This window comes from Sphingobacterium sp. N143, assembly GCF_030325625.1.
Taxonomy (GTDB): domain Bacteria; phylum Bacteroidota; class Bacteroidia; order Sphingobacteriales; family Sphingobacteriaceae; genus Sphingobacterium.
The window spans coordinates 108,595-133,179 of sequence record NZ_JACAIS010000009.1 but is presented as its reverse complement, the minus strand read 5'-3'; the positions used below and the strand labels follow the sequence as shown (position 1 = coordinate 133,179).

The 24,585-nt window shown below is 43.0% G+C and carries 17 protein-coding genes and 2 tRNA genes; 12 read left to right on the top strand and 7 right to left on the bottom strand.

Annotated features, from left to right (window positions below; translation table 11 throughout):
- Positions 1 to 14: 14 nt before the first annotated feature.
- Entirely contained in the window at positions 15 to 2,699 is a 2,685-nt protein-coding gene (locus HX021_RS17100) for a carboxypeptidase-like regulatory domain-containing protein (RefSeq protein WP_286591730.1), read from the bottom strand.
- Positions 2,700 to 2,893: 194 nt separating this feature from the next.
- On the opposite strand from HX021_RS17100, the gene purD reads away from it, so the two are divergent.
- Together purD and HX021_RS17090 are read left to right on the top strand one after the other, a co-directional pair.
- Positions 2,894 to 4,168, top strand: a complete 1,275-nt coding sequence (purD, locus tag HX021_RS17095) for a phosphoribosylamine--glycine ligase (RefSeq protein ID WP_286591729.1) — start codon at positions 2,894 to 2,896, stop codon at positions 4,166 to 4,168.
- Between the two features lie 90 nt (positions 4,169 to 4,258).
- Positions 4,259 to 4,330, top strand: a tRNA-Glu gene (locus HX021_RS17090).
- Positions 4,331 to 4,394: 64 nt separating this feature from the next.
- On the opposite strand, the gene HX021_RS17085 is transcribed toward HX021_RS17090, so the two are convergent.
- Entirely contained in the window at positions 4,395 to 4,958 is a 564-nt protein-coding gene (locus HX021_RS17085; RefSeq protein WP_286591728.1) for an amidohydrolase family protein, read from the bottom strand.
- A gap of 329 nt (positions 4,959 to 5,287) precedes the next feature.
- Here HX021_RS17085 and HX021_RS17080 point away from each other — a divergent pair, with 329 nt between their 5' ends.
- A complete protein-coding gene (locus HX021_RS17080) occupies positions 5,288 to 6,034 on the top strand; it encodes an aspartate/glutamate racemase family protein (RefSeq protein WP_286591727.1) in 747 nt (248 codons plus the stop codon).
- A gap of 91 nt (positions 6,035 to 6,125) precedes the next feature.
- Entirely contained in the window at positions 6,126 to 6,839 is a 714-nt protein-coding gene (locus HX021_RS17075) for a pirin family protein (protein ID WP_286591726.1), read from the top strand.
- 76 nt (positions 6,840 to 6,915) lie between these two features.
- Here HX021_RS17075 and xseB read toward each other — a convergent pair whose 3' ends face one another.
- Positions 6,916 to 7,137, bottom strand: a complete 222-nt coding sequence (xseB, locus tag HX021_RS17070) for an exodeoxyribonuclease VII small subunit (RefSeq protein ID WP_286591724.1) — start codon at positions 7,135 to 7,137, stop codon at positions 6,916 to 6,918.
- 42 nt (positions 7,138 to 7,179) lie between these two features.
- A complete protein-coding gene (gene xseA, locus HX021_RS17065; RefSeq protein ID WP_286591723.1) occupies positions 7,180 to 8,466 on the bottom strand; it encodes an exodeoxyribonuclease VII large subunit in 1,287 nt (428 codons plus the stop codon).
- Positions 8,467 to 8,640: 174 nt separating this feature from the next.
- Here xseA and HX021_RS17060 point away from each other — a divergent pair, with 174 nt between their 5' ends.
- The 3 genes from HX021_RS17060 to radA all read left to right on the top strand — a co-directional run bounded on the left by HX021_RS17060 (position 8,641) and on the right by radA (position 13,111).
- A complete protein-coding gene (locus HX021_RS17060) occupies positions 8,641 to 10,365 on the top strand; it encodes a serine hydrolase domain-containing protein (RefSeq protein WP_286591722.1) in 1,725 nt (574 codons plus the stop codon).
- Positions 10,362 to 11,522: a dipeptidase gene (locus HX021_RS17055; RefSeq protein ID WP_286591721.1), complete on the top strand. Its 1,161-nt coding sequence runs from the start codon at positions 10,362 to 10,364 to the stop codon at positions 11,520 to 11,522. Before HX021_RS17060 ends, HX021_RS17055 begins: the two co-directional genes overlap by 4 nt.
- Positions 11,523 to 11,725: 203 nt before the next feature.
- Complete coding sequence (gene radA, locus HX021_RS17050; RefSeq protein WP_286591720.1) at positions 11,726 to 13,111, top strand: DNA repair protein RadA; 1,386 nt, start codon at positions 11,726 to 11,728, stop codon at positions 13,109 to 13,111.
- Positions 13,112 to 13,247: 136 nt separating this feature from the next.
- On the opposite strand, the gene HX021_RS17045 is transcribed toward radA, so the two are convergent.
- Positions 13,248 to 13,928 (bottom strand): peroxiredoxin family protein, encoded by a 681-nt coding sequence (locus tag HX021_RS17045; RefSeq protein WP_286591719.1) that lies wholly within the window; start codon positions 13,926 to 13,928, stop codon positions 13,248 to 13,250.
- Positions 13,929 to 14,000: 72 nt separating this feature from the next.
- Here HX021_RS17045 and HX021_RS17040 point away from each other — a divergent pair, with 72 nt between their 5' ends.
- From HX021_RS17040 to HX021_RS17030, 3 genes are all read left to right on the top strand, one after another.
- Entirely contained in the window at positions 14,001 to 15,149 is a 1,149-nt protein-coding gene (locus HX021_RS17040) for a methionine aminotransferase (RefSeq protein WP_286591717.1), read from the top strand.
- Positions 15,150 to 15,289: 140 nt separating this feature from the next.
- Positions 15,290 to 17,218 (top strand): glucosamine-6-phosphate deaminase, encoded by a 1,929-nt coding sequence (nagB, locus tag HX021_RS17035; RefSeq protein WP_502959011.1) that lies wholly within the window; start codon positions 15,290 to 15,292, stop codon positions 17,216 to 17,218.
- A 145-nt stretch (positions 17,219 to 17,363) separates the two neighbouring features.
- The gene (locus tag HX021_RS17030; RefSeq protein WP_286591716.1) at positions 17,364 to 19,853 is read left to right on the top strand and encodes a TonB-dependent receptor; all 2,490 of its coding nucleotides are present in this window, start codon (positions 17,364 to 17,366) and stop codon (positions 19,851 to 19,853) included.
- Between the two features lie 122 nt (positions 19,854 to 19,975).
- Here HX021_RS17030 and HX021_RS17025 read toward each other — a convergent pair whose 3' ends face one another.
- Positions 19,976 to 22,492: a family 20 glycosylhydrolase gene (locus HX021_RS17025; protein ID WP_286591714.1), complete on the bottom strand. Its 2,517-nt coding sequence runs from the start codon at positions 22,490 to 22,492 to the stop codon at positions 19,976 to 19,978.
- Positions 22,493 to 22,633: 141 nt separating this feature from the next.
- Between HX021_RS17025 and HX021_RS17020 the strand changes: the two genes are divergently transcribed.
- A tRNA-Glu gene (locus tag HX021_RS17020) sits at positions 22,634 to 22,705 on the top strand.
- Positions 22,706 to 23,002: 297 nt separating this feature from the next.
- Entirely contained in the window at positions 23,003 to 23,491 is a 489-nt protein-coding gene (locus tag HX021_RS17015) for an Arm DNA-binding domain-containing protein (protein ID WP_286591712.1), read from the top strand.
- A 649-nt stretch (positions 23,492 to 24,140) separates the two neighbouring features.
- On the opposite strand, the gene HX021_RS17010 is transcribed toward HX021_RS17015, so the two are convergent.
- Positions 24,141 to 24,437, bottom strand: a complete 297-nt coding sequence (locus HX021_RS17010; RefSeq protein WP_286591711.1) for an RNA polymerase sigma factor — start codon at positions 24,435 to 24,437, stop codon at positions 24,141 to 24,143.
- Between the last annotated feature and the right edge of the window lie 148 nt (positions 24,438 to 24,585).

The following is a 24,585-nucleotide window of genomic DNA, read 5'->3' as shown; positions in this document are numbered from 1 at the left end:
TAAGCTTTGTATTGCTATTGTGATTTTACTTCTATTAAATATTCCTGATGGGCAATTTTGCCCTCCATATCCGTTCCTTCCACGGTTATTTTGTAGGTGCCGGGTTCATCGGAAGTGAAAAATTCAAATTGGGTTTCTCCATTTTTTGAGGTAATCAGGTTCGGTTCCCAGGCTATGGTTGTGCGCAGATCCTGCTGAAGTTCCTGCGTTTGTGTCCTGTTATATTGAGGTTTGAAGAAGGTCCGGTTTACATGTAGCCCCTGCGGGCTAATGGTCACAATCCCCGTAGGCGTATAAGAGGATGAGCGTGCTTCTCCGGATTTGCTGGTGATCACCAAAACTCCATTGCCGCCATACGTACCATATATTGCGGTATTTCCGCCACTTCTGAGTACCTCAACACTGGAGATGTCCTGAATATTGATCATATCGATCTGAGCAGACTCCATGTAAGTCCCATCCAGAACGACCAGCATCGGTTTTCTGCCACTAAGTCCACCAGATCGGGTACTATAAGGAACCCCATTTTGGAAAATCACACCGACAAGCTTTCCTGCGAGACATTGTTCCAGGGTCACACAGGCTGATAAGTCTTCCGAAGTAATCACCTGGTCTGCTTTCCCGGGACCGTTTAAATTTCTTGAATTTTTGTCGGCTTTATTTTCTCTTACCCTGTTTACCTGAACTTCTTCCAATAGCATGCTTTTTTGAATGATACCGGCAGCTTCAAGGGAGGATAAAAACTGCTGACTTTGTTTAAGCTGGAGGAGCATGTGCCTGTTCACATCGTTGAAGATCAACGGCTGATCTTTGCTTTTTCCAATCTTAGGTACGGTGGGCGGGTCAATGTGTAGGTCCACCCGATTTTTTTCCTTCGGGCCATTTCCAGTGACGATAAATTTAGTACTGTCAGCAAACAATAGCTCATCAAAGACAAACCTACCTTCACTATCCGTCAGTGTATCGATGCTTGACATCATGTCGCTTGTTGGGACAAGGGCCACTTTGGCATTTGGGACAACGGCCTTGCGTCCAGTTTTATTGACCGTTCCTGAAACAGAAAGACCCTTTTCTGGGAGATATGCATGAGTTGGCATCTGCGTATAAGTTTCCCAATCCAATTTGCGCCAGCCTTGGGTCAGCATGAGGTTATCCAGTTCAGCAAATTTGACGGTATCCAGATTTTTAAAATAGTAGTGGGGTTGCTCGATAAAACCGCGAAGATCAGATTTCAGGAGGAGTTCGGAGATAATGGAGGAATAATAGCGATCTGTAGTGGTATCCGTTTTATTAAGGTTGACGACGGATGCTGAAAGAGCCGCTATTTTCGACGTATCGCGATCCCCCTTTTTGACAGAAAGGTTGGCGACAACCCGATCCCGTGTTGTAAAGGCCTTTTTGTTCAGTTGAACCGCTAGCGGAAACAGCGTATTGGATGGATTATAATTAAATACGAGCCTTTCAACAAGTGGAACCATCTGATCTGTGAGTATTGACAATTGTATTACACCCGAAGGAAGGTTCTGCTTGGGTATGCTGAAGAAAAGTTCCTGCTCCTTTAATTTCTGCTTTGTGGCGTGTAGTACCAGTCCGTTATATTGTGCCACCAAATAGACTTCTTTGCCATTGATCAGGTCGCTGGTTGCGGCAAGCTGAGCGGCGATCTTATCTTTTAAGCCCGAATTGACTGTAAGGACATATCCGGAAGCAGCTACCGGCGGCAACGGAACACTGACGGTACTTCCATTTTCAAAGGTTGCCGTTGCCCGATATTTTTTTCCGGTATTTAAGATGAGGGGTATACTTCCCATACCCAGCATATTGGTCTCAAATTCAACTATAGGACTTTTATCTTCCTCGGCGATGGAAATTTTTGATTTTACGCCCAGCCCAGCAGGACTGAGTACCTTGAAGCCTGTTTTACTTAATATATTGTTGACGAATGAGCCACTTTCTGGAAAAATCTGTAGGCTATTTTTACGTTCGGGCTCTGGAATGGTGAAGCTTTTTAATATCCGGCGTTTATCGGGTGAAAGAAATTGAAGGGACAATTGTCCCCCACGGAAATCATCCTTCAGCTCAAGCGATAGGGTTCCATTTTCGTCGGACTTTAATCGTCCTGACTTACCTTTGCGGCCTTCTTGTTGCAGGGTATAATGGACATTATTATTGATCAGTGGAGTGCCTTGAATGGTTTTTAGGTTGATCTGAAATAGATTTTCAGTGCCCTTGTTTATGAAGGTACTCTGTGTTATCACATGGTCGGACCTTCCGTTTGTGATTGGGATGACACGTTCATAAAAGTTCGTAATGGAATCATTTTGCATCCAACGGGTATATGCGCGAATCCTGTAGGAGCCTTCGATCAAGGTGTCTGATAAAGTTAAGTCCCCAATACCCAGCCCGATCGTCAGGGGTATTTTGATACTTTTGATGATCTTATTCGTAGGAGAAATCAATTCTATGTTGGCAATCTTACTCATGTTGCTTAAATAATTGAAAGGAGCATTTGTACAGTACAGCTTGAACCAAATATTTTCACCTGCGGAATAGTCATTTTTATCTAGATGGAGGTAGATCTTCTCATTGCTGTGCTGCTGCCGATAGCGTTCCAATTTTTGTAGGGTTTGCTCGATTTGCGCGGGAGCCAAAAATGGTATTACAAGGCAATTGATCAGCAACAATATTCTAGCGTACATATGACTAATGTTTCTTGAAAATTAGAAATTTTTTTCCCTTTAATCAACTTATAAATCAAAATATTATGCCTACTAGGTTATGGCGGATTAAAATAGAAGGGGTTAGCTTCTTCCTATAGGATAAAATAAATTTAAAATCCCTTTTTGCATCAGGTTATGTCTGAAAATTAGCATAAAAAAAATATCTTTGTGTTATGAATATCCTAATAATCGGTTCTGGAGGCCGTGAATCTGCCTTCGCCTATAAATTGTCGAAAAGTCCACGTTTAGACCAATTGTTTATTGCACCAGGAAACGCTGGTACGGGAGCATACGGTCAAAATGTAAATATTAAAGTTACAGATTTTGATGCCATAGCTTCGTTTGTATTGGAAAATGCCATACAGATGGTCGTCGTAGGCCCAGAGGAACCTTTGGTAAAAGGTATTCATGATTACTTTTTGAACCGGGAAGATCTCAAAGATATTCCGGTGATCGGACCACAGCAAGAGGGAGCGCAACTGGAAGGATCAAAGGATTTCTCCAAGCAGTTTATGGATCGTCATGGTGTGCCTACTGCTGCCTCGCGATCTTTTGATGCAGCATCATTGGAAGAAGGTTTGGTATACCTCGAGACGCAAAAACTGCCAATCGTCCTTAAGGCAGATGGTCTTGCCGCAGGGAAAGGAGTATTGATCTGTGAAACACTTGAAGATGCCAAAACAGAATTAAAGGCCATGATCGCTGACTCCAAGTTTGGGGATGCAAGCCGTGTTGTGGTGGTAGAGGAGTTTTTAAAAGGAATAGAGCTTTCAGTATTTGTATTGACAGATGGAAATTCCTACAAAGTACTGCCATCGGCCAAAGATTACAAACGCATAGGAGAAGGGGATACAGGATTGAACACGGGTGGAATGGGCTCCATTTCTCCGGTTCCTTTTGCGGATGAGACTTTCCTCAACAAGGTGGAAGAACGTATCATCAAGCCGACAGTAGAGGGGCTTAAGAAAGATGGTATTCCTTATAAAGGATTTATTTTTATTGGCCTGATGAATGTCGATGGAGAACCTTATGTTATTGAATACAATGTTCGCATGGGAGATCCCGAAACCGAATCTGTTTTACCACGTATCGAGTCTGATCTGCTGGATCTTTTGGAAGGAGTCGCCCAAGGAAACTTAGATCAACGTTCGTATACGGTTTCTGCAAAGACAGCTGTAACGGTGATGCTGGTTGCAGGCGGTTATCCAGGGCCTTACGAGTCGGGGAAAGAAATTTCCAATATCGAGAATGTGAAAGAGTCTATTGTCTTTCAGGCAGGAACAAAGCAGCAGGACGATAAAGTCCTTACTGCTGGAGGAAGGGTGATTGCGGTCACTACCTTACAGGATTCTCTTTTTGAAGCGCTTCAGCAAGCCACTGCGGATGCAGGAAGAATATATTTTGAAGGCAAATACTTCAGACGGGATATTGGCTTTGACCTGATCTAAAAAATATTTTAAATTATTATTTGTAATAATAATTTTAAGGTCTATATTTGCAACTCCAAAAACAAGAAAGCTTTTGGAGCTGCAAAATGAGGCCCGTTCGTCTAGGGGTTAGGACGCAAGATTTTCATTCTTGAAACAGGGGTTCGATTCCCCTACGGGCTACAAAAAAAGGGTTTATCAATTTTGATAAACCCTTTTTTCTTTGGATTGCCTGTATTTATCCCAATTAAAATACGATTTTTCCATTATGCGTCAGCGAAGTAACAGGTGAGATCCTGGAAACGGCCTCCGCTGAACAGCTCGCATCAACAAATACCATACTGGCTTCATCACCAATTTTTGGCCATTGCTGATTGCCTTTGTCATCTAGTGGAAGCTTGTAGCGGGTTGCGAAAGCAAGCGTTCTTGAAAGCTGCCACTCCGTTGCATAACCATATAGTTCAGCAATCAGATTTGCTTTTTGAAGCATGTTGCCAGATCCAAAAGTATTCCAATGATCTTGAATATTATCATTCCCCACCAAAACTTCGACGCCATGTTTTCGTAAGGTAGGAATAGGCATGATGATGTCCCCGAATGGTACAGACGATACGATGCCGACACCAGCATGAGCAAGCCGTTCAGCAATTTTCTCTACTTCAGGCTTTGTCAGGCGGCTCAATGCAAAAGCATGGCTAACGAAAGATTTGCCTCGAAGTTGTGGGTTTTCCAGCGTTCGGTCAATCAAAAATTCGATGGTTTGCAGACCACTTTCACCCATTTCATGCTGTCTTTGTTTTGATGACATCATTGCCATCATATTCAAATCCCGTTTCCAGTAATACATTTTTTAAGATATACGTTTTATTTTCCATTTTGATGATATGTTTACTTTTTCTGCTGGGAGAAAATGTGCACCTGAACAGGCATATTTCTGGTTCAGGTGAGGTCCCCAGCATTTGATGTTAACAAAGTTCGGGATGTTTCTTTTGGAAGTTTTGCAGATTCCATCTTTATACTTGAATTATTTATTACAATCCAGTTTTATTTGTGGCTATATGATGATGCACCATATTCAATTTTGTACAAACCATTCGCAGTTCTATTGGTTATAATTTAAGGAATAAAAAAATAGAAGTTATGATTGGTATAGTCGGAGGACTTGGTCCTTATGCAGGTTTGGATATAGCAAAGAAAATTATTGATGAGACAGTGGCGAGATCTGATCAGGAGCACTTGCCACAGCTGTTGTTTTCTTGTCCCAATTTGATTCCTGATCGTGCGGCCTATTTGTTGGACAGATCGCATGACAACCCTGGAAGAGCGATTGCTGGGATTCTATATCAGCTGGAACAGGCGGGAGCGACTATTGCGGCCATTCCATCCAATACGGCGCATGCTGAACCTATATTCACGGTTGTTCAGGATGAAATGGCCCGGCTGGGCTGCAGCCTGAAATTGCTTCATATTGTCCATGAAACCGTACGTTTTGTGCATGAGCAGCTCCCTGAAAGTACGGTAGGAATCCTTTCGACCGCAGGAGAGCAGGCTTATAATTTATATCGGGAACCCTTTATCCGAAAAGGATTTCCGGTGGTGGAGCCCGAGGGAGCACAAAAGGAAAAAGTAAACAATGCGATCTTCGATCAGGATTATGGGATTAAAGCCCAGCCGGCGCCCATTGCAAACAAGGCGCGGGAAGATTTATTATTGGCCATGGATGACCTGAAAAAACAAGGGGCCCAGGTCATCATCTTGGGATGTGCAGAATTACCGTTGGCCATACCGGAAAGGGACCATAATGGAATGGTTGTCGTAGACCCCAACAGGATTCTCGCCCGGGCACTTATACGTGTGGTGGCCCCAGAAAAACTGAAAGCTTTATAACTTGACAATTTGTCAGATTTTAGCCTAAAATATCCATTGGTATGAGTTTTGTCCGCTGATTAATAGTAATTTATGCAGTAAGGAGGAAAAGATGCAAAAAATTATTCATCGGGAAAACGATCGGGGTCATGTTGATTTTGGTTGGTTAAAGAGTGCACATTCATTTAGCTTTGGGCAATATTTTGATCCGGAGAAGGTAAATTTTGGCGCCTTACGGGTGTTGAATGATGATGAGGTGGAAGGTGGACAAGGCTTTGGAAGGCATGGTCATGCTAATATGGAAATTGTCAGTATCCCCTTGTCGGGCGTATTGTCGCATGAGGATAGCATGGGAAATGGCCGGGCGATCGAAACAGGAGACGTTCAGATCATGTCGGCAGGCACTGGGGTAGAACATGCTGAATTTAATGGCGATCAGAAAGATCCAGTGAAGTTTCTGCAGATCTGGGTCATTCCCAATGAGACTGGGCTAAAACCGCGCTACGACCAAAAATCATATCTCCACCTGGACCGGCACAATAAGTTTGCAACGATCGTGTCGCCGGATACAGCTGACCGTGATGCTGTTCATATCCATCAGGATGCCTATTTCAACCTGACCGATCTGGATGAAGGAAAAACCATCAAGTATACTGTACATTCCGAAAATAACGGGATGTATCTCTTTGTGCTGGAAGGAAAGATCAGTGTGGATCAAGAGATTCTGGGCAGGAGAGATGCGATTGGAATCTATGGAACGGACAACATAACCATCGAGGCCTTGTATCCAACAAAATTATTGCTCATCGAAGTTCCAATGTTTTAAACGATTTGATGCCGTAGTATCCGGTCAATATCAATCTCGGTATAAAAAGCCGATGGGAACGATCCGGCTAATTCGCTCAGTCGCTGCCATCGGCATCCTGTGTCGGAGAAATCTTTTGCAATAGCAGGTTTACCTCTTCTTCCGTTGCTGTCAATTTTGCCTTGCATACTTCAATGAGGTCCGAGGCCCGGCTGATTTTCTCCGCGAGCTCGTCGATATTGGTTGTCCCATTTTCAATCTCTTTTACAATAAGCTGTAATTCATTGAAGGCATCTGTATAGGTGTAATTGTTTTCCATTGCTAAGTTTTTAAAAATATCAGCCTTTACGTATTTATGTCATCAGCTGTTGTCGTTATTTCCCAAAGGATTGTTTTTTTTGTCGATGACGGTACTTTTGATTTCACCATGTTCCAGCCTTGTTTCAATGCTGTCGCCCGGAGCGATCTGTTCAACAGAGCGTAATAGCTGGCCATTGACTCTGGTGATTGAAAAACCCTGTTTTAGCAATCTTATAGGGTCCGACAGCTGCACAATTCGCTCGGTATGTGTCAGTGCTGTTTTGTGTTCATACAAACGTAGCCGGGCTAAGGCATTCAATTCATTTTGAATATGCTGTATACTGGTTCTGGCCGTTTGAATTTCCCTTTTGCCAATCCATTGGATATGTGTTGCAAGTTGAGATAGGGTATGCTGCTCTTCCTTGTACCTGCTCAGGCAAAGCTGTTGGATGTCCGTTATGGCTTTGTCTATTGGAATCGCAAAATTATGGAACTTCTGTATCAGGAAGTCGGCGAGTTCGCTGGGGGTAATGGCATTTTTGTACGCCACCATCTCACTTACCGTATAATTGGTGGAATGCCCAATGCCGGTCAATACGGGGATGGGAAAAGTAGCGATTGCGCGTGCCAACAGGTAATTGTTGTAGCTTGAAAGCCCTACTTCTCCACCACCACCGCGGATAATGGCTACAACGTCATATTCTTCTATTTTCTCCGCAATATTAGCCAGCTGGTTGATGATCGAGGGAATCGATTTGTCTCCTTGCAGCAACGCTGGGAAAAGTGTGCATTCGAGGCGGTATCCCCAGGGGTTTTGGTTGATGATCTTATAAAAGTCAGACAGTCCTTTACTTGTTTCTACCGAAATAATCGCCAGCCTTTTGGGCACGATTGGGAAAGGAACGGATTTATTGGACGCATAGATGCCGGCTGCTTTTAGCTTTTGAATGCTTTCTAATTTTTCCTTTTCGAGTTCTCCTAACGTAAAAGTAGGGTCTATGTCCACAATGCGTAAGCTGAGGCCATACATGGGGTCATAAGAAATGCTCGCCTGAAATAGCATGGTAATGCCTTCTCGGAGCGGCTCCTGCGCAATTTTTAGAAAATTATTGTTAATGCGATTAAAGTCTGCCTTCCATAGCGTAGAACGGATTTCAGCGACAATCCGGCCATCTTGCTTTTCGACCAGCTCAGGGTAACAGTGGCCTGAATGTGTGTAATGATTGAGCTTATTCATTTCTGCCTTGATCCAGTATAAGCTCTTATACCGTTCCGCCAGCGTCTTTTGAATGCTGCGGCTGACCTCCAGTAAGGAAAATATTGTTTTATCTTGAATCAATTCTGGCATTAATCAAACTTACAGAAAAAATAAGATTTATGACAGTATATTCGCTAATCTAATCGAAGCGATCCGGTAGGATGGGGCTGGGTAACAAAATTGATTTTTTTTGAAAGGATGTGCTGGCTTCTTTATTTTATTCGTATTTTTATTTGATAGAACCTAAAAAACGATAAAATCAGAATGAAAAAAGGATTTTTTGGCGCATTACTTGCAGGTTTGTTCTGTATTGGGACTTCGTACGCTCAGTATAAGTCCACATTAAAAAATGAAACAATCCTCTTCAATAATGTCGATCAGCTATTGCCATTGACCCACTTGGATCAGCTACACATAGCCGTTGTCGTTCCAAATACTGGAAAATACAGTGCTTTTACAGATCAATTAGCACGTTATGGAAATACGGCCGTATTTGACTTTAGTAAATTTGATGAAGATATCAAATACTATAATACGATCATTGTCGCCGGGAAAGAAGATGATCTGGATGCAGATTGCCTCATGCAATTGAAGCAGGCTGTGCGAAATAATAAGAAAGTCATTCTCTGTCACTTTTATGAGCATGAGCGGAATAAAAAATTGCTGTCTGAACAGCCACAGTCCGATTTAATAGAGTTGCTGGCGCCATTCACTGAGAGCGGGCAGCAAAATGCGGCAATGTCTATCTTTGGTGGTATGTCCATTACGGAAGGCGATAACAAGACATCACAGGTCAGATTGCAATACCATGCAGAGACAAGTTCAACGCTCCATGTGGGTAAACTGACCAAAAAGATTGACGCTATCGCGCAGGAGGCCGTGGATAAACAGGCTGCTCCTGGCCTGGTGGTGATGGTCGTAAAAGATGGACAGGTGCTTGTTGAAAAATCATATGGTTATCATACCTATTCAAAAAATGTACCGACACGCACAAGTGATATTTTCGATTTGGCTTCAGTCAGTAAAATTGCGGGTACCACACCCGTTATTATGCGGCTTACAGAACGCAATATTATTAATCTGGACAGCACGATGGGCTATTATCTTTGGCAGGCAAAGTATACCAATAAAAAGGATATCAAGTTGCGTTCGGTCATGCTCCATGAAGCTGGTTTCACCCCTTTTATCCCTTTTTATAGACATCTGAATCCAGGGGATGTTGTCTTTTCACCAGATAATACACATCAGGTGAAGCTGGCTGACAATAGTTATATCCGCAATCATTATTACCGGGATGTGATGTGGCCTGAGATGCTGAAATCTGCGGTTAAGCCTGTTGGCAACTATGTTTATAGTGATATCAGCATGTATGTGATGAAGGAGGTGGCCGAACATCAAACAGCAATACCCCTTCAGGATTATGTACAGGAAAATTTTTATAGACCCTTAGGGATGACACGTGCTGGGTACCTGCCGCGAGAACGATTTGTGAAGGATGAGATCGTCCCTACAGAACAAGATACCTCCTTCCGTAAAACCTTGCTGGAGGGCTATGTGCATGATCAAGGAGCTGCCATGGCAGGTGGTGTTGCCGGACATGCAGGGCTATTTGCCACTGCCAATGACCTGGCCATATATGGGCAGCTTTTATTGAATAGGGGAGAGTACGGTGGAGAGCGTTACTTTAAATCCGAAACCGTCGATTTATTTACATCTAAGCAGTCGGCGACTAGCCGTCGGGGACTGGGGTTCGACCGCTGGGATCCCGACCTGAAAAAAGAATATCCTTCTAAATTGGCCAGTAGCTCGGTCTTTGGACATACCGGTTACACCGGTACATGTATCTGGATTGACCCGCAGCATCAGCTGATCTATATCTTTTTGTCCAACCGGGTGCATCCGCAGGTCAGTACCAAGCTGTATGACCTCAACATCCGGAGCAGAATTCAAGATGCTATTTATGAATCCATTGATGACGATAAAAAATGATAAAGAATCTATTATTGCTAGGGATGGGGCTGATCGCTTTAGGTCAGTCGGCCTTGGGCCAGGATTATAAGCAGATTCATCGTGATCTCCTGGTTGTTGACGGGCATAATGATGTGATTTATGCGTCTATTTTGCCAGGAAAAGACATTGGACAACGGCTGAACAGCGGTGCGACCGATATCCCCAGGCTGAAAGAGGGAGGTGTAGATGTGCAGGTATTTGCTGTCTGGTCTGATGATGCCAAATGGAAGACAGGAGCATTCAAACATGCCAACGAACAGATCGATGCACTGGAAAAAATGATTGCATCCAATCCAAAGGATATCGCATTGGCGAAATCGAAAGCTGAAATTGATTCGATCTTAAAGACCGGAAAAATTGTTGCTGTGATCGGAGTGGAAGGTGGCAATATGATCGAAAGCAGTATGGATAACCTCGTCAAGCTTCATGACCGGGGAGCAAAATATTTAACGTTGACCTGGAACTACAATTTACCTTGGGTAAGCTGTGCTGCGATGGAATCAGGAAAGATGGGTGCGGAAAACAAAGGGTTGACCGATCATGGAAAGGCAATCATCAGAAAGATGAACGAGCTCGGTATGCTGGTGGATCTATCGCATGGTGGCGAGAAGACCTTTTATGATGTTATGGCCACAACGAGCAAACCTATCTTGGTTTCGCACAGCAATGCCTATCGCCTGTGCCCACATTTCCGCAACCTGAAAGATGCACAATTGGAAGCATTGAAAAAGAATGGTGGGGTAGTAGGTGTCAACTTCTATTCCGGATTCCTGGATCCCAAATATGAAAGCAGGCTCCGAAAGGTCTATAAACAGCAGTTTGGGAAAAAAGCAGAGCCGACATTAAGCACTTGGGACATGTACGATCAGTTGCCAAAAGAATCAAGATACCAAGTGGATGCCCCATTGTCCAAACTACTTGACCACATCGATTACCTGGTCAAAAAAGTTGGCATGGACCATGTTGCGGTAGGATCTGATTTTGATGGTATTGAATCTGCACCACAAGGACTGGAAGATGTTTCCAAATTACCCTTATTGACCAAGGGACTTTTGGAAAGAGGCTATGCAAAAGAAGATATTGCAAAGATTATGGGACTAAACTTCTTGCGAATCTTGAGTGAAAATGAACAATAAATTCCCAGCTTCTTCTTAACAGCCCAGTATATTTGCAGTATTGATATAGTATTGATGCATTATTGATGAAGTACTATTTGAGCATACTGAAGATACGCTGTTAAAGTATATATACCTTACGATTATAGTGTTTGTAAGAGCAGGAGTTAGAGCGCGGGGTATTCTTCCTTATTTTAACAGGGATAAATTTGTAATTTCGTCCTATGGCAAAATCAAAATCAGCATATTTCTGTCAGAGCTGCGGCTATGAATCACCGAAATGGATGGGGCAATGCCCTTCCTGTAAACAATGGAATACATTTGTTGAAGAGGTGGTTGAAAAGTCAAGTTCAAAAGTCCCGGAATGGCGAAGCACAACAGCATCAGGAAACGCAAAAAGAGCAAATAAAGCGGCTATTATTCACGAGATTGTCTACCAGGACGAGTCCCGGATCTTAACACCGGACCAGGAGTTCAACCGCGTGCTGGGCGGGGGTATTGTCCCTGGATCATTGGTGCTGATCGGTGGCGAGCCGGGCATCGGCAAATCTACATTGATGTTGCAGCTGGCGCTGTCCATTCCCCAGGTCAAGACACTTTATATCTCCGGTGAAGAGAGCGAACAGCAGATTAAGATGCGTGCAGAGCGGCTATCTCAATCGTCCAGGGCCAACTGCTATATTCTGACCGAGACATCGACGCAAAATATCTTCAAGCAGATAGAGACCGTGCAGCCCAATGTTATTGTCATCGACTCCATACAGACCCTGCATTCCGCGCAGATTGAGTCTGCACCAGGATCGGTTTCCCAAGTTCGTGAATGTACTGCCGAACTGTTGCGGTTTGCCAAGGAGACCAGCACACCCGTCTTTATTGTGGGGCATATTACCAAGGATGGTTCCATTGCAGGACCCAAGGTTCTGGAGCATATGGTCGATACGGTGCTTCAGTTTGAGGGCGATCGGCATCATGTATACCGTATTCTACGTGCTGTCAAAAACAGGTTTGGATCGGCATCTGAATTGGGCATATATGAAATGCAGGGCTCTGGCTTGCGGGAGGTATCCAACCCTTCAGAGATCATGATTTCTCAACGGGAGGAACCGGTAAGTGGTGTTTCAATTGCAGCGATGCTTGAAGGGATGCGACCCATGATGATTGAAGTGCAGGCCCTGGTCAGCAATTCAGCTTTTGGTACAGCACAACGTTCCTCGACAGGTTATGACACCAAAAGATTAAATATGCTACTAGCAGTACTGGAGAAGCGTTTTGGCTTTAGATTGAGCGCTCAGGATGTCTTTTTGAATATCGCTGGTGGGCTACGGGTAGAAGATCCAGCCATTGATTTGGCCGTTATTGTCGCCATTATTTCCTCACAGCAGGATATTCCGGTTAAAACCAATCTGACATTCGCCGGTGAAGTAGGGCTGTCGGGAGAGATCCGAGCCGTCAACCGTATTGAACAACGTATTCAAGAGGCCGAAAAGCTGGGCTTTGATGGTATTTTTATTTCTAAGTTCAATACCAAGGGCTTGGATGCTAAAAAGTATCATATTGCCATTCGGCCAGTTGCCAAATTGGAAGATATTTTTAGGGCATTGTTTGGTTAAAAACTCGTCCTTAAAGCCCTGAAAGAATGTTTCCTTTAGCACGGTTCAGGTGGTGATGCACAGAAGCCCTAGCTGGCAAGACTCGCCTTCATAAAAAAAGACCATATGCATCGTACATATGGTCTTTTTCAATAGACTACTTCAGCACTTCTTTCAGTTTTGCCCGCAATGCGTCACCATGTAAGTTTTTGGCAATGATTTTTCCACTTGGATCAATCAGTACATTTTGAGGAATGGATTTAACAGCATATAACGTACCTACATCGTTTTGCCAGCGTTTTAGATCCGAGACATGTCTCCAATGAAGCTTGTCTGCATGAATGGCTTTAATCCATGAATTACGGTCCTTATCAAAAGAAATTCCCAAAATTTCGAAGTTTTCCCCTTTAAATTGAGCATAGGTTTTGACCAGATCCGGACTTTCTACACGACAGTCTGGACACCATGAGGCCCAAAAATCGAGCAATACATACTTACCCTTGAAATCCGCAAGCTGCACGGGGTTGCCCGAGGTATCGTTCTGGCTAAATGCGGGAGCCATTTTGCCGATTTGAACGGTTTCCAATGTATTTAAATAAGCCTGGAATTCCTTTCCCTCATTCGCATTTTTGACATTGTCGCTTAATGTGTTATATAGAGCCTGCAATTCGGTATACACAGGATCATAGCCGCCTACCCGTCGTAAATCAATTAAAGTTGAAATTGAATCGGGGGCCGCTTTTACGCGGGCGATATAATCTTGTTTGGTAAGTTCTTTTTTCTGTGCAAGGCCCAGGAAGGGAAGAACCAAAAAAAGTAGTGTGATGTATTTTATCATATTGCTATTCTTATATATATTTACAAATATAAGAAAATCCACTAATTTGGTAGATTAATAAAATGTCAAAAAATGAACTTCAACCTAAGATCCAAACTCCCTCATGTCGGTACAACGATATTTACCAAGATGACCATGCTTGCCAACGAACAGCAGGCGCTGAATTTATCGCAGGGCTTCCCGGATTTTGAGACAGATCCCAAACTGGTCCAACAGGTAAGTGCAGCTATGGAGAAGGGGCATAACCAATATGCTCCCATGATCGGCGCACAGCTTCTAAGGGAAACGATAGCCCGCCAATATAAGGAAATATATGCTGTTGAAATCGATGCTACGGAGGAACTTACCGTGACATCCGGCGGTACACAAGCCATCTTTACGGCCATAGCTACCATCGTGAGGCCGCAGGATGAGGTGATCATCTTCGAGCCTGCTTATGATTGCTATGGTCCGACGGTTGAGTTGTTTGGTGGAAAGGTGGTCCCTGTTCGGTTATTGGCCCCTGATTTTCAGATTGATTGGGACTATGTTGCGACTTTAATCAATGAAAACACACGGTTCATGATCATCAATAATCCAAATAATCCAACTGGTAAAGTGCTGGGAAAGGAGGAATTGGGCCGCCTTGCAGACTTGTTGGAGGGTACTGACATACTATTACTGAGCGATGAAGTATATGAGCATATTGTGTTTGACGGGGCATCCCCCCAATCCGTATTGCGTATACCCCAGCTTCGGGAAAGGAGTTTTGTCGTCGCTTCATTTGGAAAACTGCTGCATACAACCGGCTGGAAGATCGGTTATTGTATTGCTCCGGCGGCATTTATGCGGGAATTTAGGAAAGTACATCAGTTTAATGTGTTTAGTGTCAATACACCGATGCAGTTTGCCATCGCTGCATATCTGAATGACATTACTTATGTCAAAGGTCTTGCCGCATTTTTCGAGCGTAAGAGAAACCTGCTGAAAGATGGACTCCAGCAATCACGCTTCAAGGTGCTGCCCTCTGAGGGAACCTATTTCCTTAACCTCGATTATAGCGCGATTACTCAAGAGAAAGAATTTGAGTTTGCCTGCCTGTTGACCATACAGCACAAAATAGCAACAATTCCACTTTCCGCATTCTATAAAGAACCTACAGATCAACAGGTTTTACGGGTGTGTTTTGCAAAACAGGACGATACGCTATTAAAAGCAATCCGGATTTTGAATAATATATAGGGTATTTGCGGTACACGATTCTCGCTAAAAGGTTTTATTTAAATTATTGTTAAGAATGGGGGACTTTATTAAAATTTTACTTCAACTTAACTTACTAATTTTATAAATTTGTAATTCACGTTTATCAATATATCCATAAAATGGCTAGATTAAATTTATTGGAAGAAACACGCTTCGAAAAAGTCCCTGTAAGCGTCTATCCAGATCAAAATTCAGCTTCGAAAAACGTTGCAAATCGTATTGCTGAAATTATTCGTGCAAAGCAAGAGAAAGGTGAGCATGCTGTGTTAGGTCTTGCAACTGGTGCTACACCGGTGAAAGTCTATCAAGAATTGATTCGCTTGCATAAAGAAGAAGGTTTAAGCTTTAAGAACGTGATTACCTTCAATCTTGACGAATATTACCCCATGCAACCTGATGCCGATCAGAGCTATGTGACCTTTATGAACAAAAACTTGTTTGATCATGTAGATATTGAGCCGGCTAATGTAAATATTCCTGATGGAACGTTGGCTCCAGACCAAGTGAATGCATTTTGTGAAGCTTATGAGCAAAAGATCTCAGCGGCTGGAGGTTTAGATATTCAATTGTTGGGTATCGGTCGTACTGGTCACATCGGTTTTAATGAGCCGGGTTCTGCGCCAAATTCCGGTACACGAATTGTCACACTGGACGACTTGACACGTAGGGATGCTTCCCGAGCTTTTGGAGGAAAAGAAAATGTGCCGACAAAAGCCATTACGATGGGCGTCGGAACGATCTTCAAGGCCAGAGAAATTATTCTGATGGCGTGGACTGAAACCAAAGCGGAGATTATCAAGAAAGCTGTGGAGGGTGAAATTTCCTCCGAGATCCCGGCTACTTACCTTCAGTTGTCAGATAATGTTGAATTTATCCTGGACGAAGGAGCTGCATCTTTGTTGACCCGCTTTAACCTTCCTTGGTTGGCAGAGGACGTTACCTGGACGCCAGCCTTGATAAAAAAGGCCGTTGTTTGGTTAGCTTTAGAAATTAAAAAACCAATTTTAAAACTGACGGACGAAGACTATAACAATCATGGTATGGCAAAACTGGTAACAGAAACAGGGCCTGCCTATAACATCAATATCCGTATTTTTAACGAACTTCAACATACCATTACAGGATGGCCCGGAGGAAAGCCCAATGTGGATGATTCACAACGTCCGGAGCGTGCCAATCCAGCGAAGAAAAATGTGATCGTATTCTCTCCGCACCCGGATGATGATGTGATCTCTATGGGGGGTACCTTTATTCGTTTGGCCGACCAGGGGCATAATGTCCATGTTGCTTATCAAACGAGTGGCAATACGGCCGTATGGGATGACGACGTGGTGCGCTATCTTGAATTTGCAGGAGATTTGGCGAAACAGATCGGTGCCAATACAGAAGTGGCGCAGATCAACAAGATTTACGATGAAGAGAGGGCCATCTTTGCGACCAAAAAACCAAATCAGATCGATACAGAACTTGTACGGAAGATAAAAGCACTGATCCGTAAAGGAGAAGCCATTGCTGGAGCCCGTTTGGTCGGTTTGCCAGATGAAAATATCCATTTTCAGGACTTACCGTTCTACGATAGACAAAAATTTTCGAAGGACGTATCTTTTGAAGACGATATCCAGCAAACAATGGAACTGTTACGTCAGGTAAAACCACATCAAGTATTTGCTGCCGGTGATTTTGCAGATCCACATGGTACACATAAGGTATGTTTTGATGTCTTGTTTGAAGCACTTAAGCGATTGAGCAAAACAGATGAATGGACCAAAGACTGTTGGTTATGGTTATATAGAGGAGCATGGCACGAATATCCGATCCATGAAATCGAGATGGCGGTACCTTTATCTCCACAGGAGGTATATCGCAAACGTCTGGCTATTTTCAAACACCAATCTCAAAAAGATTTGCCTGTATTCCCAGGCGATGACCCACGTGAGTTTTGGGTACGTGCAGAGGACCGTACGAGCGAAACCGCAGGGTTATATGATCAATTAGGTCTGGCGAACTATGAAGCAATTGAAGCGTTCGTAAGATGGAAATTTGATTAGAACGATCTGGGTAGTCCAATAGAAAAGCTCTGAATCTTAGTTGGTTCAGAGCTTTTCTATTTTTAATTATTCTAAATAACTAATTTTTTATACCTTTGTCGCATCTATTTAGATTAATTAAAAATAATTGTCCAATATTATTAACATGAATAAACACTTATTTGCTCTTGCGTCTACCTGTTTACTTGGAAGTGCTGTATATGGTCAGACTTCAGGCATCGTCAAAGGAAAGGTTGTAGATTCAAACAATAACCCTTTAAGTTCAGTAACAGTCTCTATTGGTGACAGAACTGTACGGACCGATCATAAAGGTCATTTTAGATTACATGGTGTTGATCAGAATGCGGTTATCCGGTTTTCCTATTTAGGTTATCAAAGCACATCGATCGATTATGAATTTAGTTCAGCCAGCCGCGAGGTGATTATAAAACCAATCGTCTTGGTGAGCAATGAGCGGGCCATTGATGAAGTAGAAGTGTTCGGCGAGCGAAACAAAAAGCCTAAGGGTTTAGAAATGATTACCCGCATGCCCCTAAAACCTTCAGATCAGATCCAGAGTATTTCTGTCATCTCGAATAAGGTCATTCAGGATCAGGGGATCCTGACGCTGACTGATGCTGTAAGAAATATTCCCGGAGTGACATTATTCGGATCCTATGGTGGAGTTAAAGAGTCGCTGTCGACACGTGGTTTTCGTGGTGTTCCGGTATTGAAAAACGGCGTACGTATGGATTCACAGTTTCAGACGGCCTCTGGTGTGGTCGATATGCAAGGAGTTGAGTCCATTCAGATGATTAAAGGTTCTGCAGCGGTTACCCAAGGGGTTATTACCGATATCGGTAATGCCGGAGGGGTGATCAACGTTGTGACAAAGACACCGAATTTTATAAATGCAGGCGATGTCGGTGTGCGTGTCGGAAGCTGGGGGCAATTCCGGCCTACCTTTGACTTCCAGACGGTACTGGATAAGAAAGAAACGGTAGCCTTCCGCATGGATGGAGCTTACGAAAGAGGAGACAGCTACAGAAAAGGGCTATCGGCCAATCGTGTATACCTAAACCCATCAGTGGCCTGGAAACCTACTGATAGAACGACAATTACCTTAGAAGGTGATTATTTTAATGATAATCGCACACCAGTCAACTCTGCTGTTAATTTAAACCCTTCCCAAGGAGTGAATGCATTGTATGTGATTCCTAATAATAAGTTTCTGGGGTTCGATTCCGACAATAACAATACCGAAATGAAGAGCTTCATGGCCCAGATCAATCATGAGCTGACAGATCGTTGGAGCATTCGGGCCTCTGTGGCGACCTCTTCTTATCAAGTGGATAATCAATCTTCAGCCGCTTCCTTGATTAAAGATGAAGCGAAGCAATATAACACATTTTCACGTAAGATGAGCCGGAGCTTGCGTGATGACAAAAATAAAACCTTCCAATTTGACTTGATCGGAAAAGACCTTTATACAGGCAAAGTGAAGCATCTGGTACAAGCAGGTGTAGATTATCGTATTGCGGATGCCACCACAACTTCCTTTGCAGGCAAGCTGAGCCCGTTGGAGAAAAATGTGCTATTGAAACAAGCCGATCAAAATGGCTCAGTTATCGATGTCATTGATATCCATGGTGACTGGGTGAATGATCTTTCGGAAGTTGCGTATGTCGATTCGTTAGGAAATCAACGAAAAGGGAAGAAAATTACGTATACAGCCAATACACCGGTAAGAAGTTATTATTCTTCCATCGGTTTTATGGCACAGGATGTCATTGAGTTCAATAAATATATTAAAGCAGTTTTGGGACTTCGGTATTCCGAAATCAATACAAAGGATTTTACTTCGAATGGAAATAAAAAAGAGTCTGCCTGGAACCCAATGGCGGGTATAATCGTGACGCCTTTCGAGAATTTCAATGTCTTTGGATCGTATACGAACTCCACGAATTTAAGGAATGCGGCTAACCCATTGACCGATGGAACAACAGCGGGCGCATCCAAAACTGAGCAGTTTGAAGGCGGGATCAAGTCCGATTGGTTAAATAATAGATTACGGTTCAATTTAACGTACTTCCATATCTATACCTCCAACCTGACAAATGCAGAATATACGGCTGGAACGAACGTTGCAACAGGTTTATATTTCAAAGCCGGAGACCTGGTCCGTGATGGTATTGAAGCAGAATTGAATGGCCGTATCCTGGAAAACCTGACCGTTATGTTAGGCTATGCTTATTTAGATGCCAGATATAAAAATTCGCCTTCTTATATGGACGGATCGGCACCAATGAACGCACCGGACCATACCGCCAATGCATGGGTACAATATGTATTTAATCAAGGTGCCCTGAGAAACCTGAGCCTAAGTGCTGGTGTATACTATGTAGGCGATCGTCCTGTGAACGAATATAGTCTTACACCAAATGGTCATGGTGAATATTATGGTACAGAACCCTTCAATATGCCGGCCTATACCACGCTAAATGCCCAAGTCGGTTACAAGTGGCGTAAATTCGATGCGAAAGTATTTGTCAATAATATAACTAATGAGATTGGCTTAAACTCCTACTTCCGGGGAGGTTTCATCAATCAGATCGACCCGAGAAATGTCGCTTTTTCATTGCACTATAAATTCTAATCGATAGGAGATTTCCGTACAAATCACAGCAGGCCGATTTCAATCAGAAATCGGCCTGCTGTGTAAAGGTGCGCCTGGGGCATGCTGGTCCAACAACGGTCGCCATGCCCCTTTCAGCTTGCTTAATATTGGATCGTGTCGCCAGATCTTCCTTTGGCATCAAATACTTTGAACAAATATTTCTTGCCAGACTGAAATGGAATTGTGCCGTTCACGAGCTTAGACTGCTGCGTTGGTGTGTCACCATTGTCCGTATAATAGACTTTAAAACCAGGATAATCCGTGTTGATATGTAATTGATTATTTTCTTGTTTGATCCCGATTTTAGGCATACGATAATGATAACCATGATCTATTATATCCAGTTTTTTCAGCTCATCTTCCCCTAGTTTCTTTATAAATGAAGTATAAGACTGACGGTAGGTAGTCTCGTTAAATGAACTGCCTTTTTCCCAAGCTTGTTCAGGTGCCCAGGCACGATCAGCAATGGCAATCAGGCGGGGGAATATCATTTCTTCCAGGCGCTGGTCTGTGGATACCTTTTCGGCCCAGAGTGCGCCCTTTATGCCCAGTAGATTTTTCTTGCCTTCAGCGGTAAGTTGTTCTTTATTGGTATAAGCCGTGGGTTTGAGGTCTTGTCCCGTGTCATCCTTACGCAAATTGATGAAAAAGTTTTCAGGAGCGAAAGAGTAGGTTCTATTCAAATTCACTGTTCCCACCCAACTATGTCCAGGGTCGGCAAAATCACGGTCCCAGGACATGTCCAGATAGTTGTTTGCAGCACTGGTGTAGACAACTTTATAGCCTGCATTGGCTAGTCGGTAGGCCAGGTCTTCTTGTCCCTGACCAGGCAGGTTGTTCCATACATTGAGGTGAATGCCTGATTTGCCCAGTTCAGCATTGACTTGCATGCCTTTCCCTCTATTGCGCATACCCATCTCTTCCCAGCCAGACATGATGAGACCTTTATCTTGGACAAGCTTATTGATTCTGGTAATGTAAAGAGGCCATACATCTAGCACATTTGCGATATTGTTTTCTTTCATAAAAGCAGCGATTTTGGGTGATTTTTCCCAAACACCGCTTGGTGTTTCATCGCCGCCCAAATCGATGATTTTCAAAGGAACCCCAGCCTGATCATGTATAGATCGGATTTCGTCAATGATTTTACTCAAAAAGTGATAAGTAGAGGGGAGAGCAGGATTCATGACGTTATCGTTCCAATTTTGAGCCGAGTTATAGATCGACTGATCATCTTCGTCGTCCAATAAAAATTCTTCAGCCTTTTGCTTATCGCCAGCTTTCATGTAATATTCATAACGGGCGCGCATTGCTTTGATGGCGGCTCTGGCATGCCCCGGCGTTTCCACTTCAGGGATGACATCAATATGTCTGGCCTGTGCATATTTCAGGATCTCGATATAATCCGCCACGGTATAATATTGTTGCGGTTTAGCAAGCGCTCCCGAACCATAAGCTGGCTGGATCGCTTTGCCGTCTTCGAAATTGGCCGAACGGTTCGCACCAACTGCTGTAAGTTCAGGTAATGATGGTATTTCTAAGCGCCAGCCCTCGTCATCAATAAAGTGAAAATGGAACTTATTTAATTTATAGGCAGCCATCAAGTCCAATAGGCGCAGTACTTCCGCTTTACTGTGAAAATTACGCGCAGCATCCAGCATAAAGCCCCGGTAACCATAACGTGGGCTATCTTCTATCGCAACTTGTGGCAATGCGATCATTGTGGTGGCCTTATTCCATTGGGTATGATTGATCAGTGATTTTAAAGACTGTATGGCATAGAAAGCGCCTGCTTTGTCCGAAGCGGCTATTTTTATGCCTGCTGCGTCGATGTTCAGGTGATAGGACTCCGGTTTGAGCGCGTTGTCCTTTGTAATTGAAATTCCATTTTGCTTGCCCGGAGCAGTGGATAGCTTAATGCCAGTATATTGGTCGAAGAAGCTGGTCAGGAAGCTTGCTTCTGAAGCGAACTCATTGGCGACAGCAAGCGTGGTGCCTGTCGTTAGATTGAATTTTTTGCTCTTATTGATCGAGATGCTGCTCGGTAAAGGAATGATACTTTGTGCATCAATGCCATCAATGAGCTTGTTCTGCTCATATTTATACGTCCAGTAATTCGTTTTTTCTGCTTCGGATTGAGGAGCTGTTTTAAGGGCTGTGTAATCCGAAATATCGGTGGATACACCACTGGTATTATTCTTCACATAGAGCCCTATGGGGCCATCGGTATAATTGACAAGGCCAGTGGTCACAAAATCAATATGGACCGTATCTTGCGCTTTCAAGGTGAGTTTATCCTTCTTAAAACTGACCTGAAAGAGGTCCCCGTTCCGATGGTCTATGGCAAATCGCTGATCTACTTTATTGGGATCGATAGACCGTATAAAATTAAACCAAAGGCTCCAGTCATTGAGTTGAAGATCACTTGTCCCTTTATTTTTCAGGATAAGGGTCGATACAGGATCTTTACGGATATGCTGCCCGTCTTTAACCTGCCAGGTGACCTGCAGTTGGTTTGCAATCGAGCTGGACTGCTGGGCTGTGGCTTCTTGCCCCATGAGGGCCAAAGCAAGGGCCGTACAGTGAAATGCTGTGCTGATTTTTTTAAAATTAGTCATGTTGGTTACTTTTTTCAATGTGCTTAAATATAACTATTTTGGAAGGCTTTATGCCGGATTATCAAAAAAATGAATAAAAATATCCCAAAAATTTGGTGCGATTTAGAAAACTTTCTATATTTGCACACCGAAACAGAAAACGGCCCGTTCGTCTAGGGGTTAGGACGCAAGATTTTCATTCTTGAAACAGGGGTTCGATTCCCCTACGGGCTACACATCTAAAAGTCAAAACATACAAAAGCCTGCAAATTAAACGTTTGCAGGCTTTTTTGTTTTTCAGTATCTACAAAACCTATATGAACTCCCAATAAAAAAGTGAGTCATTTTCTAGAGTTTACTTACTCACTGATAGAGATTTAATTAATTGGAAATCAGTATATTAAAAAATAGAACATCTTGATCCGTTTTTAATTGCAAGGCTACATTTGCATCGCTGAAATCTGTTTTTCAGTGGTGATGAAGAGCTCGCCGCAAAGGCGGCTCGGTTTGTTTCACTTAAATGATGTTGTCATGAGTACAAATTATTCCTTGCTCTTCTACTTGAAGAAACCAAAAAATTATGTTAGTGGCCCCAAGCCAATCTACATGCGGATTACGGTAGAAGGTATCCCAAAAAAAGAAGTGTCCACAGGACAGGAATGCGATCCGCCGAAATGGACTTCCAAAGCCAATCGTTTGAAAGGCACAACAGAGGCTGTCAAGACCCTGAATTGTTACCGTGACACTCTCGTCAGCAAAGTAAGTACGATCAATACAGCTATGATAGCTGCAGGAGAAGAAATTAATGTAGAATCTCTTAAACTTAGATTTCAGGGCAAGGATATCAAACGCAAAAATTTCTTAGATGTATTCAAGGAGCACAATAACCAGATGGAAGCACTTCTAGGCAATGGATTTAAGCCCAATACGCCCAAAGGGTATAAAACTTCGCTTTCCCATGTTGGTGGTTACCTAGAGAAAGAATTCAGATTGGCAGATATTGATAGAAGAAAGGATTGACCATAGTTTTGTAACCGGATACGAATTCTTCTTGCGTGCTACAATAGGCTGTTCGGCTGTGTCGGCAGCAAAGTACATGAAACATCATCAAATATTCCGTTACTACCCAGGCCACTTGAAATTGTTGAAAGGTACCGTAACTATCCACCGTGCGTGGCAAAGGATATGGTACTACCGGTTCTCAGCAATCTGAAAATGAACAGCTATCTAAAGGAAATTGCTGACCTATGCGAGATTACCAAAGAATTGACTTTCCATAAATCACGCCATACTTTCGCTACTTCGGTTACGCTTGTTAAAATAATGTTCCGATAGAAACAGTATCCAAGATGCTCGGGCACATAGATATCAAGACAACACAGCATTATGCGAAACTTCTGGATAATAGGGTTGCGTTGGATATGGAGAGGCTGGAAAGAAAAATAAAGCGGTGCCAAAAGGCCTTGTTAAAATGGTAGAGCTATGTCCTCCACAGGCGTTTACTTTTATAAAAACAGATCATAAGGATCGAAATATTGCCTAATACTAACAAGAAGCGATAAACAACTTATCGCTTTCTGTTTATGCTTTTATGCAATGATTTGTTAAAGCCAGCTTACAGGATTGCGGATACCGCGAAGTTTGAATGCCAACAGTAAATTTTTGGGCTTCACATTTGATCAACAAACTCATTCCTTTGTTCGTTGATGGTCCAATCGATGATTTTGTATTTGGCTGTTTTGAAGAGGTAAGGATAGAGGGAGCGTTCAATGGTTATTCGGTGCCGCAGGTTCCACAGCGAAACAAATATGTCCTGCAGAATATCCTCGCTGTCTTCAACACATGCAATCCGGCGCTGAATAAAACGGAAAAGAATATCTGAATAGCGATGAACCAACTCAGCAAAAGCATGACGGTCGTCCGCCTGAATGCTGCTGAGTAGCTCGGTGTCATCTAACTGTTCCATAATTACCGCAATTTGTGCTAAATACCTTTAGTTTAATGAGGTCAAATTTATAATTGTGGTGTTAAGTTAGTATTAAAAACAAATAATTTGATGATGTTTTTTTAAACAAACGATTGCATAAGGTGTATTCACAAAAAACCCTAAGTTT